At 61.4% G+C, this 16,765-nt stretch carries 15 protein-coding genes; 11 read left to right on the forward strand and 4 right to left on the reverse strand.

Annotation, left to right across the window (positions count from 1 at the left end):
* Genes NMB39_RS18085 through cobA form a run of 6 tightly spaced genes read left to right on the forward strand, consistent with a single transcriptional unit; the run spans nucleotide 1 to nucleotide 3,946 of the window.
* On the forward strand, nucleotides 1-459 hold the full coding sequence (locus NMB39_RS18085; RefSeq protein ID WP_494340314.1) for an Lrp/AsnC family transcriptional regulator: 459 nt from the start codon (nucleotides 1-3) through the stop codon (nucleotides 457-459).
* A complete protein-coding gene (ahbB, locus tag NMB39_RS18090; RefSeq protein ID WP_057024123.1) occupies nucleotides 456-971 on the forward strand; it encodes a siroheme decarboxylase subunit beta in 516 nt (171 codons plus the stop codon). Before NMB39_RS18085 ends, ahbB (NMB39_RS18090) begins: the two co-directional genes overlap by 4 nt.
* A complete protein-coding gene (locus NMB39_RS18095; RefSeq protein ID WP_494340313.1) occupies nucleotides 964-1,407 on the forward strand; it encodes an Lrp/AsnC family transcriptional regulator in 444 nt (147 codons plus the stop codon). The genes ahbB (NMB39_RS18090) and NMB39_RS18095 overlap by 8 nt, the downstream gene beginning before the upstream one ends.
* Nucleotides 1,382-1,885, forward strand: a complete 504-nt coding sequence (gene ahbB, locus NMB39_RS18100) for a siroheme decarboxylase subunit beta (protein WP_198720129.1) — start codon at nucleotides 1,382-1,384, stop codon at nucleotides 1,883-1,885. Before NMB39_RS18095 ends, ahbB (NMB39_RS18100) begins: the two co-directional genes overlap by 26 nt.
* A 25-nt stretch (nucleotides 1,886-1,910) precedes the next feature.
* Entirely contained in the window at nucleotides 1,911-3,089 is a 1,179-nt protein-coding gene (gene nirJ / locus NMB39_RS18105; protein ID WP_217882144.1) for a heme d1 biosynthesis radical SAM protein NirJ, read from the forward strand.
* A gap of 47 nt (nucleotides 3,090-3,136) precedes the next feature.
* Nucleotides 3,137-3,946 carry a uroporphyrinogen-III C-methyltransferase gene (gene cobA, locus NMB39_RS18110; protein ID WP_198720130.1) on the forward strand — a complete coding sequence of 270 codons (810 nt, stop codon included), beginning with the start codon at nucleotides 3,137-3,139 and terminating at the stop codon, nucleotides 3,944-3,946.
* Nucleotides 3,947-4,005: 59 nt separating this feature from the next.
* On the opposite strand, the gene hemN is transcribed toward cobA, so the two are convergent.
* The 3 genes from hemN to NMB39_RS18125 all read right to left on the reverse strand — a co-directional run bounded on the left by hemN (nucleotide 4,006) and on the right by NMB39_RS18125 (nucleotide 7,324).
* Entirely contained in the window at nucleotides 4,006-5,394 is a 1,389-nt protein-coding gene (hemN, locus tag NMB39_RS18115; RefSeq protein WP_494340312.1) for an oxygen-independent coproporphyrinogen III oxidase, read from the reverse strand.
* Nucleotides 5,378-6,763, reverse strand: coding sequence for an oxygen-independent coproporphyrinogen III oxidase (locus NMB39_RS18120; protein WP_217882142.1), 1,386 nt, complete (start codon nucleotides 6,761-6,763; stop codon nucleotides 5,378-5,380). The genes hemN and NMB39_RS18120 overlap by 17 nt, the downstream gene beginning before the upstream one ends.
* A gap of 117 nt (nucleotides 6,764-6,880) precedes the next feature.
* Nucleotides 6,881-7,324 carry a CopD family copper resistance protein gene (locus NMB39_RS18125; RefSeq protein WP_057024130.1) on the reverse strand — a complete coding sequence of 148 codons (444 nt, stop codon included), beginning with the start codon at nucleotides 7,322-7,324 and terminating at the stop codon, nucleotides 6,881-6,883.
* 342 nt (nucleotides 7,325-7,666) lie between these two features.
* On the opposite strand from NMB39_RS18125, the gene NMB39_RS18130 reads away from it, so the two are divergent.
* The 5 genes from NMB39_RS18130 (at nucleotide 7,667) to NMB39_RS18150 (ending at nucleotide 15,489) form a co-directional block, all read left to right on the forward strand.
* Nucleotides 7,667-8,440, forward strand: coding sequence for an SDR family oxidoreductase (locus tag NMB39_RS18130; protein ID WP_217882140.1), 774 nt, complete (start codon nucleotides 7,667-7,669; stop codon nucleotides 8,438-8,440).
* Nucleotides 8,441-8,630: 190 nt separating this feature from the next.
* The gene (locus NMB39_RS18135) at nucleotides 8,631-9,539 is read left to right on the forward strand and encodes a LysR family transcriptional regulator (RefSeq protein WP_494340311.1); all 909 of its coding nucleotides are present in this window, start codon (nucleotides 8,631-8,633) and stop codon (nucleotides 9,537-9,539) included.
* Between the two features lie 373 nt (nucleotides 9,540-9,912).
* A complete protein-coding gene (locus tag NMB39_RS18140) occupies nucleotides 9,913-10,737 on the forward strand; it encodes a response regulator transcription factor (protein WP_124377410.1) in 825 nt (274 codons plus the stop codon).
* Nucleotides 10,737-13,139, forward strand: a complete 2,403-nt coding sequence (locus NMB39_RS18145; RefSeq protein ID WP_494340310.1) for a hybrid sensor histidine kinase/response regulator — start codon at nucleotides 10,737-10,739, stop codon at nucleotides 13,137-13,139. The genes NMB39_RS18140 and NMB39_RS18145 overlap by 1 nt, the downstream gene beginning before the upstream one ends.
* 1 nt (nucleotide 13,140) lies before the next feature.
* On the forward strand, nucleotides 13,141-15,489 hold the full coding sequence (locus tag NMB39_RS18150; protein WP_198720137.1) for a TonB-dependent receptor: 2,349 nt from the start codon (nucleotides 13,141-13,143) through the stop codon (nucleotides 15,487-15,489).
* Here NMB39_RS18150 and NMB39_RS18155 read toward each other — a convergent pair.
* Nucleotides 15,473-16,558 (reverse strand): sensor domain-containing diguanylate cyclase, encoded by a 1,086-nt coding sequence (locus tag NMB39_RS18155; protein ID WP_198720138.1) that lies wholly within the window; start codon nucleotides 16,556-16,558, stop codon nucleotides 15,473-15,475. The two genes, NMB39_RS18150 and NMB39_RS18155, sit on opposite strands and share 17 nt — an antisense overlap.
* Nucleotides 16,559-16,765 lie beyond the last annotated feature (207 nt).

Here is a 16,765-nt window from a genome sequence, read left to right on the forward strand (position 1 = left end):
ATGGACTTGGATCTGCTGAGTCGCCAGTTGATGGATCGCTTCCAGCACGAAATGCCGCTGTGCGCGGAACCGTATAAGGCCATGGCCGCCGCCCTCGGTTGCGACGAGGCGCACGTGCTGACTTGCCTGCACGCCATGGATCAGGCCGGCACCCTCTCACGGGTCGGCGCGGTGTTCGACCACTGCCGTGCCGGAGCCAGCACCCTCGCCGCGTTCGCCGTGCCCGCCACACGCCTGCATCAGGTCGCTGAGCGCGTCAGCCAGTATCCCGAGGTCAATCACAACTATGCACGGGAGCATTTCTACAACCTGTGGTTTGTGGTGACCGGCCCTGATCGCCCACACATCGAACGCGTACTCAATGAACTTGAAAAAGACACCGGCCTCACGCCACTGGACCTGCCGATGTTGACCGCCTACCGCATCGACCTCGGTTTTTCCCTGGGAGAAACGCCATGAATACCGACTTGACCCCCAGACAAACGCTGGCGCTGCGTAGGCACCTTGAAGCTGGCCTGCCGCTGGTATCGCGTCCCTACCAATGCCTCGCCGAGCGAATAAACGCCAACGAAGACCAGGTGCTGGGGCAGATGCATCTGTGGCATGAGCAGGGCTTGTTCCGCCGAATCGGCCTGGTGCTCAACCACCGCGCCCTGGGCTTTACCGCCAACGCAATGTTGGTACTGGATGTTCCGGACGCGCTGATCGACGAGGTCGGCCAGCGCCTGGGGCGAGCGCAGGGCATCACTCTCTGCTATCAACGGCCGCGGCGTTTGCCGCAGTGGCGATACAACCTGTTCTGCATGGTTCATGGACGTCAACGTGAACAGGTCGAAACCCAGATTCAGCAATTGCTGGACGAACACCTGCTGAGCGACCTGCCCCATCAATTGCTGTTCAGCACCCACGCCTTCAAACAGTGCGGCGCACGCTTTGCAGCCTCGCCAATGGGAGCCCCATGCCATGGATGACCTCGACCGCCGATTGATCAACCGCTTGCAACGGGGTCTACCGCTGGTACGCCACCCTTGGCAGGCGCTGGCCGCCGAACTGGACAGCAGCAGCGCGCAACTGCTCGAGCGTCTGCGCCAAATGCTCGCTGACGGAATACTCACGCGCTTCGGCCCACTGTTCGACATCGAGCGGCTGGGCGGCGCGTTCACCCTCGCGGCGTTGGCGGTGCCAGAAGAACGCTTCGAACAGGTAGCCGAACAACTGCACGCCCTGCCCGAAGTGGCGCACAACTATCGACGCGAACACGCCTGGAACATGTGGTTCGTGCTCGCCTGCTCGACAGAACAGGCGATCGCCCAAACCCTGCACCACATCGAAACCCTGACAGGCCTGCCACTGCTTAACCTGCCTAAAGAGGAGACCTATCATGTCGGTGTGTATTTCCCGGTCTGAGGACGCCCTGGCCCGGCATCTGATCGAGCTGACCCAGGCCGGCCTGCCCTTGGTGAACGACCCATGGGCCTGGCTCGCCGAACAGTTGCACCTGAGCGTCGAGGCAACCCTGGATTTGCTCAAGCGCCTGCAAGCCGAGGGCGCGATCCGGCGGATCGCGGCTGTCCCCAACCACTATCGCCTGGGCTATCGCCACAACGGCATGACCGTCTGGGACGTGCGCGACACCGACATGCCGCGCCTTGGCGCATTGATCGGCGCGCAGCCGTTCGTCAGCCACTGCTACCGACGCCCGCGCCAAACCGCCTGGCGCTACAACCTGTTCGCCATGGTCCATGGCCGCAGCAGCGACGAGATCAACCACTATCGCGAGTACCTGCGCCAATTGCTGGGTGACGCCTGTGTCGCCGACGAGATGCTGGTGAGCAGCCGCATCCTGAAGAAAACCGGTGTGCGGCTACCGCAAGCGCCACGCTGAACGCAGCTGAATCAAGGAGATTTACATGTTGAGGATCAGCCAATACCTGCGCGCCCTGAGCGGCCAGGCGCCCGCCCCCAGAACCAGCCCACCGGGCAGCAACCGGCCACCGGTGGTGATCTGGAACCTGCTGCGGCGTTGCAACCTGACGTGTAAACACTGTTACGCCACCTCGGCCGACAGTGTCTTTCGCGACGAACTGGATACGCCCGCCGCCCTGACTGTGATCGATGACCTGCACGATGCCGGCGTAAAAGTACTGATATTTTCCGGCGGTGAACCGCTGATGCGCGAGGATCTGTTTGTGCTCAGCGCCTATGCCCGCGCCAAGGGTTTCTTTGTGGCGCTGTCCACCAACGGCACGTTGATCGATGAGCAGAACATCGCGCGGATCAGCGCCGCGCAGTTTGACTATGTGGGCATCAGCATCGATGGCCTGGAAGCCACCCATGATGCCTTCCGGCAACTGAAAGGCAGCTTCGCTCGTTCCATGCACGCGATCCGGCTCTGTCGAGAACGAGGCATTCGCGTGGGCCTGCGTACGACGCTGACCCAGGAGAACCACACGCAGTTGCCCCAACTGCTGGCACTGATGCGCGAGTACGACGTACAGAAGTTTTACCTGTCGCACCTCAACTACAGCGGCCGCGGCAAACGCAGTCGCCAGCTTGATGCGCAGCGGCAGATGAGCCGCGACGCCATGACCTCGATCTTCGAACGCGCCTGGGAAGACATTCAACAAGGCCACGGCACCGATTTTGTCAGTGGCAACAACGATGCCGATGCCATTCTCTTGCTGCAATGGGCCGCGAGCCGCTTGCCTGCGCACTACCCGCACCTGGAAAACATGCTTCGCGCCTGGGGCGGCAATGCCTCGGGCAGCGGTATTGCCAATATCGACAATACCGGCGAAGTGCACCCGGACACCTATTGGTGGCAGCACTCGGTGGGGAATGTCCGGCACACGCCCTTTCGCACGCTCTGGCTGGATCAGCCCGATGCGCTGCTGTCGAGATTGCGTGAGCACCCCCGTGCTGTGGGCGGCCGTTGCGCGCAATGCCGCTGGTTGCCCATCTGCAACGGCAATACCCGCACCCGCGCCTGGGCCGAGGGCGACCTCTGGGGCCAGGACCCCGGCTGTCATCTAAGCGATGAAGAGATCGGCGTGCAGCCGTCACCGCTGATCCCTTGCACCACAGACTGAAGCGTCCGTGCGGTAAACCTCCTGATATGAAGCACCAAGGAAGCCTTATGCCTGCATCCATTGTTATACCGGCCGCACTTGAGTGCGCGTTCAGACCGGGGGAAGTCGCCCTGGTCGGTGCCGGCCCCGGCGACCCCCGGCTGCTGACCCTGCGCGCCTGGAGCCTGCTGATGCAGGCCGACGCCGTGGTCTATGACCGCCTCATCAGCGACGAACTGCTGGCATTGATCCCACCGACCTGCGTGCGGCATTACGTCGGCAAGGCCAGCGGCTGCCACAGCTTGCCCCAGGAACAGATCAACCAACGGCTCGCTGACCTTGCCGACCAAGGCCAACGGGTGGTTCGGCTCAAGGGTGGCGACCCCTTCATATTCGGGCGCGGTGCCGAGGAACTTCAGTACTTGCTGCAACGCGGTATCGACTGCCAGGTGGTCCCGGGCATTACCGCCGCTTCCGGCTGCAGCGCCTATGCGGGGATCCCACTGACCCACCGGGACCTGGTCAACTCCTGCCGTTTCATCACCGGGCACCTGCAACACAATGGCGCGTTGTCGTTGCCCTGGAGCAGCCTGGCCGACTGCAGTCAAACCCTGGTCTTCTACATGGGGTTGGCGAATCTTGGGGTTATCGCGCAGCGCTTGATCGAGGCCGGAATGCCCGCCGACACACCGGCGGCACTGATAAGCAACGGCACACGGCCCGACCAGCATGTCGTGCGTGGCCCGCTGCACCAACTGCCGACCCTGGGGCTTAAGTGCCCGCCCGGAATTGCGACCCTGACGGTGATCGGCACCGTGGTCAATCTGTTCGCCGAACAACCACTGCAATACCCGGCGCGCTTTTCTCCATCCAAGTGAGAGGTGCAAGCCTACTGACTTGAAGGCGATCGGTTTTCTTTGCAGGTGTTTCCAACGCCTTAAACGGTGCGGGAAAACCGGCCCTTCTGTGCGTCACCCAGGTAGGCGTCAAACGCCATTGCGACGCTGCGCATCATCAAATGCCCTTGGGGCAACAGGCGCAATTGGCCGTGATGAATCTTCAGGAGCCCGTCCCGCACATGCTCGTCCAGTTGCCCCAGCGCGTCGGCAAAATACTCGGTAAAGCAGATGCCGTGACCCACTTCGAATTTACCGAAGTCGACCCGGCCATGGCACATCAGCTCACTGATCACGTCACGGCGCAGCAGGTCATCGGCGCTCAAACGGTAACCCCGATGCACCGGCAGCAAGCCTTGATCAATACGGGCATAGTACTGCGAGAGCTCCTTGACACTCTGGCTGTAGCTGTCGCCGACCTTACCGATCGCTGACACGCCCAGGCCGATCAAATCGCAGTCGGCATGGGTGGAGTAGCCCTGGAAATTGCGCTGCAACGTGCCATTGGCCCGGGCCAGCGCCAGCTCATCGTCGGGCAAGGCGAAATGATCCATGCCGATATAGACATAACCGGCCTCGGTCAGGCGCCGGATGGTCAGTTCAAGCAACTCCAGCTTGCGTTCCGGTGGCGGCATGTCCGCTGGGCGAATCAGTCGTTGCGCGCGCACCAGCTCCGGCAAATGGGCGTAGCTGTAGGCGGCAATTCGATCCGGACGCAACGCGATGATTTTGCCGAGGGTGACATCGAAACTCTTCACCGTTTGCAGCGGCAGGCCGTAAATCAGGTCGACGCTGACCGACTTGAATTGCGCCTCACGCGCCGCTGCGACCAGGGCATAAATCTGCGCTTCACTTTGCTGGCGATTGACTGCCGCCTGCACGTCGGGGTCAAAGTCCTGCACACCAAAACTCAGACGATTGAAGCCCAGCTGGCGCAGCGACTGGATCTGTTCGGTGCTGATGGTGCGCGGATCGACCTCGATGGAAAACTCATGGTCATCGCTGTCGTCCATGTCGAATGCCTGGTGTAGACAGCCCATCAGGTCGGCCAGCTGCTCGCGGGTCAAATAGGTCGGCGTGCCCCCGCCCAGGTGCAGTTGCGTCAGCTTGCGCGTACGGTCGAACAAGGCAGCTTGCATCTCGATTTCGCGCTTGAGGTAGGTCAGGTATTCGACGGCACGGTGGGTTTTCTGCGTAATGATTTTGTTGCAGGCACAGTAGTAACAAAGGCTCTTGCAGAACGGAATGTGAATGTACACCGACAGGGGCTTGGGCACAGGCGCCAGGTTGCTATCGGTGACGGCACGATGATAGTCATCGACGGCGAACGCCTGATGAAATTGCGGTGCGGTTGGGTAGGAGGTATAGCGCGGCCCCGGTTGGTCATATTTTTCGACCAGGGCGCGATTGAAATCAAATGAAGGTGTCATGATCAATCCACTCGCTATAGGGTTCACGTCCCGCGCCGCCCGAGTCCTTTTCAAACAGGTTGCAGATGGCATCTACGTGCGGCCGACCGGCCGGAAGGATACTGATGAAACGCTCAGACAGCTCAATCAACCCGTCACCGGCCAATTGCTCCAGCACAGGCCAGGCGGCGTAAAAGTACTGGCGAAAGATCAGTCCGCAACGCGTCTCGATGGCCTGGATATCCAGCTCCAAATCGCACGCCAGGCGCTCCATGACCATGAGCCTGATCTGGCTGCGTGGCTCGCACCGCCAGCCACGACTCGTCGGCAATTGGTCGATGTCCAGGCATTGCTGATACCGTTGCAATTGGTCGGTATTTTGCGCGTACAGTTCGTCAATCTGACTGATGGCGCCCAAACCGAACCCGATTTGATCGCAATACCCGTGGCGGGTAAAACCTTCACTGGTGCGACGTAACCGGCCGCGCTCCTGCGCTATCGCCAAATCATCGTCGGGCCGGACGAATTGACCCAGGCCGATGTAGTGATACCCGCCGCCGAGCAACTGGTCAAAACAGCTTTGGCGCATCGCGCTTTTATCATCCAGGCTGCACAGCGCTCTGATGTTGTCCCCGGCCATCGCCCGATAGCGATGGGGTGGCCGTGAGTAGTCAAATACCAGCAGCCGGTCCGGCTCCAGTTCGATAAGAGTGGCCAATTTCAATGCGAAGCTTTCCGGCGTCTGCCAGGCACGGCCATACCCCAGATCCACATTGATGGAACGATAACCAAAGGTACGCGCGGCATCGATAAGCGAATGGATGGGGGCCGGGTTCTGGTAGCAGTCCACCGACATATCACTGTCGGCACCGATGTCCGGAACGCCAATGCTGACATGGTTGAATCCAAGGTCGCGCAGCACGCCCATGGTCGACCAGTCGGTGTGGTGCAGGTCAACGTCAATACTGTACTCACCGCACTCATGCCCCAAAAGGTTGAATCGGCCACGAAGATGACTCATCAGCCTTCTGAGCTGGGCGATTGCGGGTATACCGCCACCCAGATGAAACTGCTCGACCCGCTGCCCCGTGCCCAGGTGACAACTGACGAGGTCAATCTCGTGCTGCAGACGCCGAAGGTAGTTTTCACCGCCCCTGTGCTCGCATGAAACATCGCCCGGGGAACACAAGGCAGGCCTAGGGTTGGACGGCAGTTGCACGTTCAGCGACAGCGGACGGCATTTCTGGCGGCTGGCACGTAAAGCGCGAAGCAAATCCAGGGAACCGATCCCTTCATGGAACTTTTCAGTGCCAACAGGGCAGTCGGGATCGAGCACGCCTTGATCGTACCGAACGTTCAGCTCGCCGCGGTTGTGAGATGGGTTGAGCATGACGGGTCTCCGAGACTGGCTGCGCACTACCAGTGTCAGGGCCTGGCGTTCAATGCGTCTTGATTTGTATCAAGCGCAAGCAAATGCTGGTGGTGCATGACCGCCGGGCAAACCTGGTCACCAGGTCAGGTAAAACATCCCTTTGGCCAGCAGCACGATGACGATCATGTGGCAGAACAGGCTGGCATGGATGAAATGCAGGTATCGAGCAGACATCCGGTCACTTCTGAACAGATACATGGCGGCCAGGAAGTGCAGCAGCACGCTGACGGCGACTGCGATCTTCAACATCAACAATGTACCGAACGATGAGGCCAGTGGTGTGGCAAGGGTCGGCAAATAGCGCAACCAGACCATCCCCGCCCCGGCCCCAAACAACACCAGCAAAACCCATGGAACCAGGGTGCGCGCGCGTCGACCGATACCCTGTTCGACCAACAGCATGACCTTGACCGGCAGCTGTTTACGAATACTTTCCAGGAACAGGACTTCGAAGAACACCGTGCCAATGAAAATCAGCGCGGCAAACAGATGCAACGTCAGAAACAGCGGATAGAGCATGGGATACTCGCTCTCATTTGAGCTGGACACGGCTGACCTACGGCGAGGCAACCGTCAAGCCCATCGTGCTTCGTCGGCGATCTTGGCCAACACCTTTGCGGTCATCCCGGGGGGATGCACAAGCAACACCACCACGCCAACATTCAGGTTCAAGCCTGCAGAGTGGGTTTGAGCACAGGATACAGAGCAGGGCCGACGCCTGCGGTTGACGTCAATCAAGTAATCCAGACAAGGCCCAGGATTAGACAGGTTTTATGGATAATCCATCCAGCCAAGCCTGATTTATCCAGCGCATGCAGGCGCCTATGCTGAAGCTCCTTACACTCGTGCAGGAGATTTCCCATGGCAGACCACTCCATCAAGGGCAAAGTAGTACTGATCGCCGGCGGAGCCAAGAACCTTGGCGGCCTGATCGCTCGCGACCTGGCCGCGCAAGGCGCCAAGGCCATCGCCATCCATTACAACAGCGCTTCCTCCAAGGCCGATGCCGATGCGACCGTCGCGGCCATACAGGGCAGTGGTGCGCAAGCCGTGGCGTTGCAGGCTGACCTGACCACAGCGGGTGCCGTCGAGAAGCTGTTTGCCGACGCCATCAGCGCCGTAGGCAAGCCGGACATCGCCATCAACACCGTCGGCAAGGTGCTTAAGAAACCCATGGCCGAGATCACAGAGGCCGAATACGACGAGATGACGGCAGTCAACTCCAAGACCGCCTTTTTCTTCCTCAAGGAAGCCGGCAAGCACCTGAACGACAATGGCAAGATCTGCACCGTGGTCACCTCGCTGCTGGGCGCGTTCACGCCTTTCTACGCGGCCTATGCGGGCACCAAGGCACCGGTTGAGCACTACACTCGCGCAGCATCCAAGGAGCTGGGTGCGCGCGGCATCTCGGTGACTGCGGTTGGCCCCGGCCCGATGGACACGCCGTTCTTCTACCCGGCCGAGGGCGCCGATGCCGTGGCGTACCACAAGACGGCTGCCGCGCTCTCGTCGTCCAGCAAGACTGGCCTGACCGCCATCGAGGATGTGGTGCCCTTCATTCGCCATCTGGTGAGCGACGGTTGGTGGGTCACCGGCCAGACAATTCTCATCAACGGTGGCTACACCACCAAGTAAGCATTTGGCGGTTCAATTGACGGGTTGAGCAAGAAGGCACCCGGATTGAAGCCCATCAACGGGCGCGGAAAATCGAGGCGGAGCAAATCTTTGTGGATCAAGGAGGGTTCGCGGGGTGATTATCCGCCAGTCCCACGGGTGCCGATTCCGCGTCCGGGGTTGGCACCGCTTCCAAGGTTGAAAGGCAGATATGGACACACTCGATCAGTACCGCGTCTTCGTGCGGGTAGCCGAAATGGGCAGTTTCATCAAAGCTGCCCATGCGCTGCAATTGCCTCGCGCCACCGTTTCCGCCGCGATCCAGCAACTGGAGGAAAAAATCGGCGCCCGCCTGCTGAACCGCACGACGCGCCAAGTTCACCTGACAGCTGACGGCACCCAACTGCTCGAGCGCTTGCGTCCATTGCTGGCGGACGCCGAGGACGTCGAGCAACTATTCCAGAGCAGTCAGCGGCAAGTGGCTGGGCTGCTCAGGATCGATGCGCCCAGCCGCATTGCGCGCCGTCTCATCGCGCCGGCATTGCCGGGCCTGCTGCGTCGCTATCCTCGGCTGCAGTTGGCGCTCGGCTCTACCGATCGCGCCATCGACCTGGTGCAGGAAGGCGTTGACTGCGCGATACGCGTTGGGCCCCTGCAGGACAGCAGCCTGGCAGTGCGACCGTTGGGGGCTATCGCCTTGATCAACTGCGCCAGCAAAGCCTACCTGCATGAACACGGCATGCCGCAGCAGCCGGAGGACCTGGCCCGCGGGCACTGGGCGGTTGGCTACGCTTCACCCACCACGGGACGGGAGCTGCCCTGGGAGCACGTTCAGGCCGACGGGCAGGAGCAGACGCGCAACCTAGCCAGTCGGGTCGTCGTCAATAACGCCGAGAGCTACATCGCCTGCTGCCGCGCCGGGCTTGGCTTGATCCAGATCCCCCGCTTCGATGTGAAACACCTGCTGGACAGTGGAGAACTGGTCGAGGTCATGCCCGCGTTTCGTGCCGCAGCCATGCCGGTGTCCTTGCTGTATCCGCATCGGCGCCAGAGAACCCGCCGGCTCGGCGCATTCATCGAGTGGTTCGAGGACCTTATGAGGCCGCACCTCGAACCCTGATGCGCGTTCGCACCCCAGGTTTGGATACCCCCCAACGAACCAACCCCCACCTGCCGCTGCAGAGAACCACTGAAGCCGGGAGCTTAAGATTCAAACCCCAGCGTCTATGGTAGATACTTGCAACCGCACCCATCTCGAACGGGGCCGACCATTTATCGCCGAGTAAAAATTTGATAGCTTCAGTTCTCGCTTCATCTGCCGCTATTGCTATATCGATTTGTCGCCGTCCGTAACGTGCCTTATCTTGCAAACTGTCAAAGGCAATCCGGCAGGTAGACAACTCTTGAGTGAATACCTGCTGCGAGTCTCCGGGGGGGCTCGCTGGCAATGTCGCGGCAATGACCTGGCGAAACACCATAAGAGAACCTGGCGAATGGACAATGGACAATACGAAAGGCGGGCAGCGACGGCGGCGTCCGACTCATTGCCGCATATTCTGCTGATCGACGATGTTCCTGAAGATATCCGTGCCACACTCGTTCTGCTAAAGACCCAGCCTTGGCGCCTTTCGCTGGCCAGCGACGCCCATCAGGGCTATCAACGGGCACTGAGCCTGCGCCCGGATCTGATCGTTCTGGATGTTCACATGCCCCAGATGGATGGCTTCAGCCTGTGCAGGCTATTACGCGAGGCACCGGCCACCCGGCATACCCCGATCCTGTTTCTGTCGTCGGCCAATACGCCACTGGAGCGCCTCGAGGGGCTGGCGGTCGGCGCGGTCGACTACATTCCCAAGTCCTACGCCCCCGAAGAAGTACTGGCACGCATCAAGATTCACCTGCAATTGACTTGGCGAGCGCCGCCGGCCATTCAGGACGGCCCGGTCGATCCGCAACCACAAGGTGATGAAATCGTGCTGAGGGCGGCGATGCGATTGATTGAAAACCAGCTGGACGATATACCCTCCCTGCCCTGGCTGGCCCAAAAAGTCGGCACCCATGAAAAACGTCTCACCGCGATCTTCCGTGAGCACCTGGGGCTGACCGTGTTCGCCTATATACGCGATGCCCGGCTGCGTCGCGGCCAGGAACTGCTCGGCGAAAGCGCCATGAGCGTGCAAGACGTCGCCGAGCTGGTGGGCTTTCGCAATGCCTGCAACTTCGCCACCGCCTTGCGCCAGAGAATCGGCATGACGCCCAGTCAGTTTCGTCGGCAAACCCTGGGCATTGAAGATGCAGAGCTGGCCGGACGCACCTGATGCGGTTTCTACAGCTCCTGCTGCTGACGTTGGCGTTGTTATCCGCAGGCCCGCTACGCGCCGCCCCTGTGCAAAGTTGCCAGGCCGAGCAGCTGGACCTGATGCCTACGCTGCAAATTTTCGAGGATACCCAGGCCAGCCTGAGCCTGGACGAAGTGGCTGGATTGCCCGCAGCGCGTTTCAACACCCCGACCCCAGACTGGCCGCCCCAAGGCTATAGCCGCTCCGCGTTCTGGTTAAAAATGCAGCTCACCAATTCAAGCGATGCGGCCTGTTCGCGCCTGCTGGTGGTTGGGGCGCCGCGCCTGGAGGACATCCGCGTCTATCAGTCCACCGGCGGACGTTGGAGTGATGCGCATGCAGGAAACGCTCATCCCCTGGCCGAATGGCCCCAGCCACCTGCGCGCCAGCCGGCGTTCCCGATCTCACTGGCGGCGCGGGAAAGCGTCACGGTGTTCGTGCGAGTGGCGAGCAATTTCCAAATGCTGCTGGAACCGCAACTGTGGTCCGAACCGGCGCTGCTGCGCAGTCAGCAACAGACCTACCTGAGCGATGGACTCACCCTCGGCATTGTCCTGCTGGTCGTGCCTTTCGGCCTGATCGTCGGCTGGATCCTGCGCTCCCCCTTGCTGACCGTGAACGCAGGGGCGGTGCTGAGCTACATCCTGCTCACCTGCATCCTCAACGGCTACCTGGTCTATTGGCCCACCGCACTGGGCTGGACACGAGAGTTGCTGACCTGCGCCAGCGCGGTCTCGTTCGTTCTGTTTCTGGCCTACATGCGCGTGTTGCTGCAGGTGTCCCGCCTGCCCCGCATCATTGGCTGGAGCTATTGGGTGCCGCTGTCGGGCTGTATCCTCGGCCGACTCTGGTGGCTGAAAGTCGATGCCGTCCAGGGTGCGCAGCTGGTCCAGGTATCGCTGATGAGCTTCTACGCAGTGCTGCTCGCGACATTATTCATGGCCTGGCGCCGGCGCCTGAGCTACAGCTGGATGGCCTGGCTGGTGCCAGCGCTCTTGCTGGGCCAATTGCTGATGCGGATTTTCTTCCCTCAGGAACAACTGCCCTGGCAGTCTGCGCAAAGCAAATACAGCTTATCGTCTACGTTGGCAGGCGTCGCGTTACTGGTGTGCACCCTGATCATGGAAGTGGTCCGCAGCCGCGACCGCGAAAAGCACGCGCTGTCCGGTCTCGAACAACAGCGCCAGGCCGAGCACGAACGTCTGGAAAGCACCGTGGCACTGCGCACCGCGCAGTTGCGCGACTCCCTGGCGGCTCGCAGTGCGCTAATGGCGCGGATCAGCCACGACCTGCGCTCGCCGCTGGTACGCATTATCGACTACGCGCGCCTGTTGCACGGCGGGCCAAACCGCGATTACCCAGCCACGATCGAACGCAATGCCCGCCAGCAGCTGGAGCTGATCGATGAGATGCTCGAATTCTCCCGTGGCGAGCTGGAACAAATGCAACTGGCCCTCGCGCCGGGGTATTTGTACGGTTTCCTCAAGGAGATCGCCGACGAAGCCGGCTTTCTCGCGGCACGTCAGGGCAACAGCTTCGAAGCGGTGCTGGCCGATGACTTGCCGCCTCTGGTCGAGGCCGACTTCAAACGTCTTCGGCAAATTCTCATGAACCTGCTGGCTAACGCGGCAAAATTCACCCACAACGGCCAGATCCGTTTCGAAGTGAGCGGTTACCCGGGGGCAACCGCCGATGGCGTGGAATTGCGCTTCAGCGTGATCGACACCGGCATCGGCGTTGATCCGCAAGAGTTCGAACAACTGCTGCAACCCTTCCGCCGCGGCCGCAATGCGCAGCGCTACGACGGCAGCGGGCTGGGCTTGTCGATCGTCACCCAACTGCTGGAGCGCATGGACAGCCGGCTCGAACCCCAGGCCACCGAGCAAGGCGGCAGCCACTTCAGTTTTCGCCTGCAACTCAGATGCGCTGAGGAACATGACCTGGAACTCGGCCTCGTCGACAACAACGCCACGCCGCTTGATGGCCAGGGCAAGCACGTTCTGCTGGTCGATGACGTCGAGCAGAACAGCGAATGGCTTTATGACCTGCTGGCCGGCTACGGTTTTGACGTGAGCATGGCGGCGAATGGCGAAGACGCCTTGGCCTGCCTGGCCGGACAATCGGTCGACCTGCTGATCAGCGACCAGATGATGCCCGGCATGGACGGCTGGGAACTGTTGCGGCAGGTGCGCGAGCGCTGGGGCCACTTGCCGGTGATGCTGTATTCCGCGGTCCCGCCACGTAGGCCGCAGGATTATCCAGACAATCTGGTATTCGATGCAGTACTGCTCAAGCCCGTCGACAGCCGAGAATTGCTGGCTTGGGTCAAGATGCTGGCCTGCACGGATACAGTGCGCCGCGCAATGGCTCGGGAGTTCTAGCATGCCGGGCTCGGGTTATCGGCTGCTCTTGCTTTGCCTTGCGGCTTGGCCCTGGGCGTCGGTGAATGCCGGACAACAGGCGCCCAGCACCCTCACGCTCGACGACACGACCGTCACCGCCCGACGCCGCGAGGAAGCCCCACAAGACGTGCCGATTCCAATGAGCGTGCTTTACGGCGAGCAACTGGACGAGGCCGGCCTGCATCGGCTTCAGGACATCCAACAACGAGTGCCCGGCCTGGTGGTGTCCGGTCACGATGCACGTTTCGCCGGGTTCGGCTTGCGCGGCTTCGGCGCCACCGCCTACAACGATGGCCTGGAAGGCAGCGTTGGCACCTACGTCGATGGCGTTTACCAGGCGCGCCAGGGCATGGCCTTCACTGAATTGATGGACATCGAGCGCCTCGAAATTCTGCGCGGGCCACAGGGCACCCTGTTCGGCAAGAACACCACGGCCGGGGCGTTGAACATCATCACCCGCCAGCCGACCTTTCAACCCGAAGCCAACTTCGAAGCACGCTACGGCGAGCACGGTTTGCGGGAATATCGCGGGGCGATTTCCGGCCCCCTGCAGGACGACGTACTGGCCGGGCGCCTGAACGTCTTCAACAGTTCGGTCGATGGTTCAGTGGACAATCTGCAAGATGGCACCCGCCTCGGCGACGCCGACAGCCAGGGCCTGCGTGGGCAATTATTATGGACGCCGAACCCGGACTTCAGCGCGCGCCTGATCGCCGACCATGCCGAGCAAAACGAGGCCGGCAACGTGCTGCTGGTCAATCACTACAGCGCCCAGACTCGCCAGCGCGCCAAGTTCCTCGGCTATCCGCTGGCAGAACCCGCCCCTTACAAGCGCGAGACCCGCATCGACGCGCCGGGGCGTCCGCATACCTTGCAGAACGGTGTCTCACTGGAGTTGAACTGGGACCTCGACGCGGCGCTGCGCTTGACCAGCATCACCGCCTACCGCGACTGGGACTACCGCGCCGCTCGCGACGGCGACAGCACTGCGCTGTCGGTGGCCGAGTCCGAAACCGAGCTGGGTCACCGCCAGTTCAGCCAGGAATGGCGCCTGTCCGGCACCGTCGGCTCGTCCATCGACTATGTCGCCGGGCTCTATTATTTGCGTCAGCAGCTCGACCGTAAGATCGACGTCGAATTCGGCAAGGACGCCGCGCCCTGGTTCGTCGGCGATCAACTGGAGCCGCTGAAAAAACTCTACGGCATCAACTTCACCGATCCCAAGCAGGTGCCGGCCTTGCTGCTCGAAGGCGCCCAACAACGTTACGACGGCGAGCAAAGGGGCGACAGTCGGGCCATTTTCGGACAGCTTTCCTGGCGCCCGATTGACGCGCTGGAACTCACCGGCGGCCTGCGCTACAGCCAGGATCGCAAAGACGGCTGGGTCTCCCGCGACGTCAGCAATCTCGCCCCGCTAAATGGCTTGCCCGCGGTTTTCCAGGCGGGCGGCCAATTGCTGCGCGGCATCGCCCTGGGCGGTGGTTATTACCGTGAAGATGCGATTGAAGAGCACAACGTCTCAAGTTTGCTCAGTGCCAGCTACCGCTTCAACGATGCCGTGATGGGCTATATCAGCGGGTCGCGGGGCTACAAGGCCGGCGGCATCAATTTCGATGTGGTTGGCCCGTTCACCGCGCCCACTTTCGAGCCGGAGCGTGCCACCTCCCTGGAACTGGGCATTAAAACGCGCTTCTGGGACGAGCGCGCGATGCTCGACCTCGCCGTCTACCAGACCGACGTGGATAACTACCAAGCGCTGACCTATAGCCCGCCGACATCGCTGTTCGCCCCCCCGCTGCGCGACAACCTGATCAACGTCGGCAAAGTCCGCCTGCGCGGCATCGAACTGGATTCCGCCTGGCAACTGCAGCCCCAACTCACCTGGCGCCTGGGCCTGGCCTGGAGCGATGCGCGCTACCGCAGCTTCCCCAACGCACCATGCCCACCCGCCTCGGGCCAATGGACCTGCGACCTCAGTGGTGATCGCCTCTACAACGCGCCGCAATGGAACCTCAGCAGCGGCCTCGACCACAGCCACCCGCTGGCGCATGGGCTGGAAGCCTACAGCGGCATCGATTACAGCTTCAGGTCCGGCTACTACGGCACCCTCGAAGGCGGCGAAGGCAGCTATCAACCCAGTTATGGCCTCACCCATCTGCGCCTGGGCCTGCGCAGCCAGGACCGTGCCTGGGAGGTGGAAGGCTGGGTGCGCAACCTCTTCGATCGCCACTACATCACCGCCGTGTATTCACTGCTCGGCGCCGGTGACTACGGCGTCATGACCGGCAGCGAACGCACCCTCGGCACCACCGTCAGGCTTCGCTATTGAGCGAAATGAACCGCGTCGGACAAAACGCCAAACGGTTACCGCCGGCCTTTTTCGACAGGTACATGGCCTGATCCGCCTTGCTGATCAGCCCATCGATCTCCACCCCATGCTCAGGATAAAACGCCACCCCGATACTCGCCGCAATCTCAACCGTCTGCGCGCCAATCACAATCGGGGCATTGGCCGCCTGCAGCATCCGCTTGAGCAATGGCTCGCTGTCTTCCACGGCCTGTAAACCTACCAGCCCCGCCACAAACTCATCGCCCCCCAGCCGCGCCAGCGTATCGCCTTCACGCAACGTCGCATTGATCCGTGCCGCGACAATCTCCAGGACCCGATCGCCCCAATCATGCCCATAACTGTCGTTAAGCGCCTTGAACCCATCGAGGTCAATAAACGCGATGGCCACTTTCTGCTGATGCAGACGCGCCTTGCCCAGCGCCTGGCGCATCCGCTCGGCCAACAGCAGCCGATTGGGCAATTGCGTGAGCGCGTCATACCGGGCATCACGCTCCAGCAATTGGAGGCGCTGCTTCATCTGCGTTACATCGCTGAACAACGCTACATAGTGCTGGACATTGCCGTGACGGTCATGCACCGCACTGATGTTGATGCGGGAAGTCATCTCCCGGCCGTTCTTATGGCTGCTTTGAATCTCACCGGCCCAATGCCCGTGGAAATCCAGCGCATTCTTCATTGGCGTATAAAACGTCGCGAGCCGACGCACCAGGCGATGGGAATTCAACTCCCGCCCCAGCACTTCGTCCTGCCCGTAGCCGGTGAGCCGGGTGAACGCCTCGTTCACCGCGATAACCCGGCCGAACGGGTCGACGAGGATAATGCCGTCGCGCGCGTGGCTGAACACGGTGGCGGCCAACTCCGGGCACAGGCTGTTGAGGCGACGCTCGTAAGCGCCTTCGTCACGACGGGTCGGCCAGGTGTTGGAATCGAAGCCCTGCCGGGCCAGATAGGCGACCAGCAAAGAGAGCGATTTGTGCAGACGGGTCAGTGCATACGTGGCGAGCCTGGAGTTCAGGCAGTAGCGACGGATGAAGGTGCGCAGGTTCATGGTACGCGGTGCTCGGTTGCAGCGGCAGGGTTGAGTGAAGGGAGATTATCGAGGTGCAGGCCTGTCGAGGCCTTTGCGCGAACGGATGAGAGCTTTGCGGGAGGGGATGAATGGGAAAGATTTTCTGCGGTGTCAGCCGGGGCTGTCAGTCACTGGGGGAGCCTATTATGGTTTCGACAACTGCCGTTGTAACTCCGGCTTTCAGCG

The sequence above is a fragment of the Pseudomonas sp. FBCC-B545 genome (assembly GCF_059134095.1).

Coding starts and splice junctions, on each gene's coding strand:
- NMB39_RS18150 (WP_198720137.1), top strand. CDS start 13,141: ATGCCGGGCTCGGGTTATCGGCTGCTCTTGCTTTGCCTTGCGGCTTGG.
- NMB39_RS18145 (WP_494340310.1), top strand. CDS start 10,737: ATGCGGTTTCTACAGCTCCTGCTGCTGACGTTGGCGTTGTTATCCGCA.
- NMB39_RS18095 (WP_494340313.1), top strand. CDS start 964: ATGGATGACCTCGACCGCCGATTGATCAACCGCTTGCAACGGGGTCTA.
- nirJ (WP_217882144.1), top strand. CDS start 1,911: ATGTTGAGGATCAGCCAATACCTGCGCGCCCTGAGCGGCCAGGCGCCC.
- ahbB (WP_057024123.1), top strand. CDS start 456: ATGAATACCGACTTGACCCCCAGACAAACGCTGGCGCTGCGTAGGCAC.
- hemN (WP_494340312.1), bottom strand. CDS start 5,394: ATGACACCTTCATTTGATTTCAATCGCGCCCTGGTCGAAAAATATGAC.
- NMB39_RS18125 (WP_057024130.1), bottom strand. CDS start 7,324: ATGCTCTATCCGCTGTTTCTGACGTTGCATCTGTTTGCCGCGCTGATT.
- NMB39_RS18140 (WP_124377410.1), top strand. CDS start 9,913: ATGGACAATGGACAATACGAAAGGCGGGCAGCGACGGCGGCGTCCGAC.
- NMB39_RS18085 (WP_494340314.1), top strand. CDS start 1: ATGGACTTGGATCTGCTGAGTCGCCAGTTGATGGATCGCTTCCAGCAC.
- NMB39_RS18130 (WP_217882140.1), top strand. CDS start 7,667: ATGGCAGACCACTCCATCAAGGGCAAAGTAGTACTGATCGCCGGCGGA.
- cobA (WP_198720130.1), top strand. CDS start 3,137: ATGCCTGCATCCATTGTTATACCGGCCGCACTTGAGTGCGCGTTCAGA.
- NMB39_RS18135 (WP_494340311.1), top strand. CDS start 8,631: ATGGACACACTCGATCAGTACCGCGTCTTCGTGCGGGTAGCCGAAATG.
- ahbB (WP_198720129.1), top strand. CDS start 1,382: ATGTCGGTGTGTATTTCCCGGTCTGAGGACGCCCTGGCCCGGCATCTG.
- NMB39_RS18155 (WP_198720138.1), bottom strand. CDS start 16,558: ATGAACCTGCGCACCTTCATCCGTCGCTACTGCCTGAACTCCAGGCTC.
- NMB39_RS18120 (WP_217882142.1), bottom strand. CDS start 6,763: ATGCTCAACCCATCTCACAACCGCGGCGAGCTGAACGTTCGGTACGAT.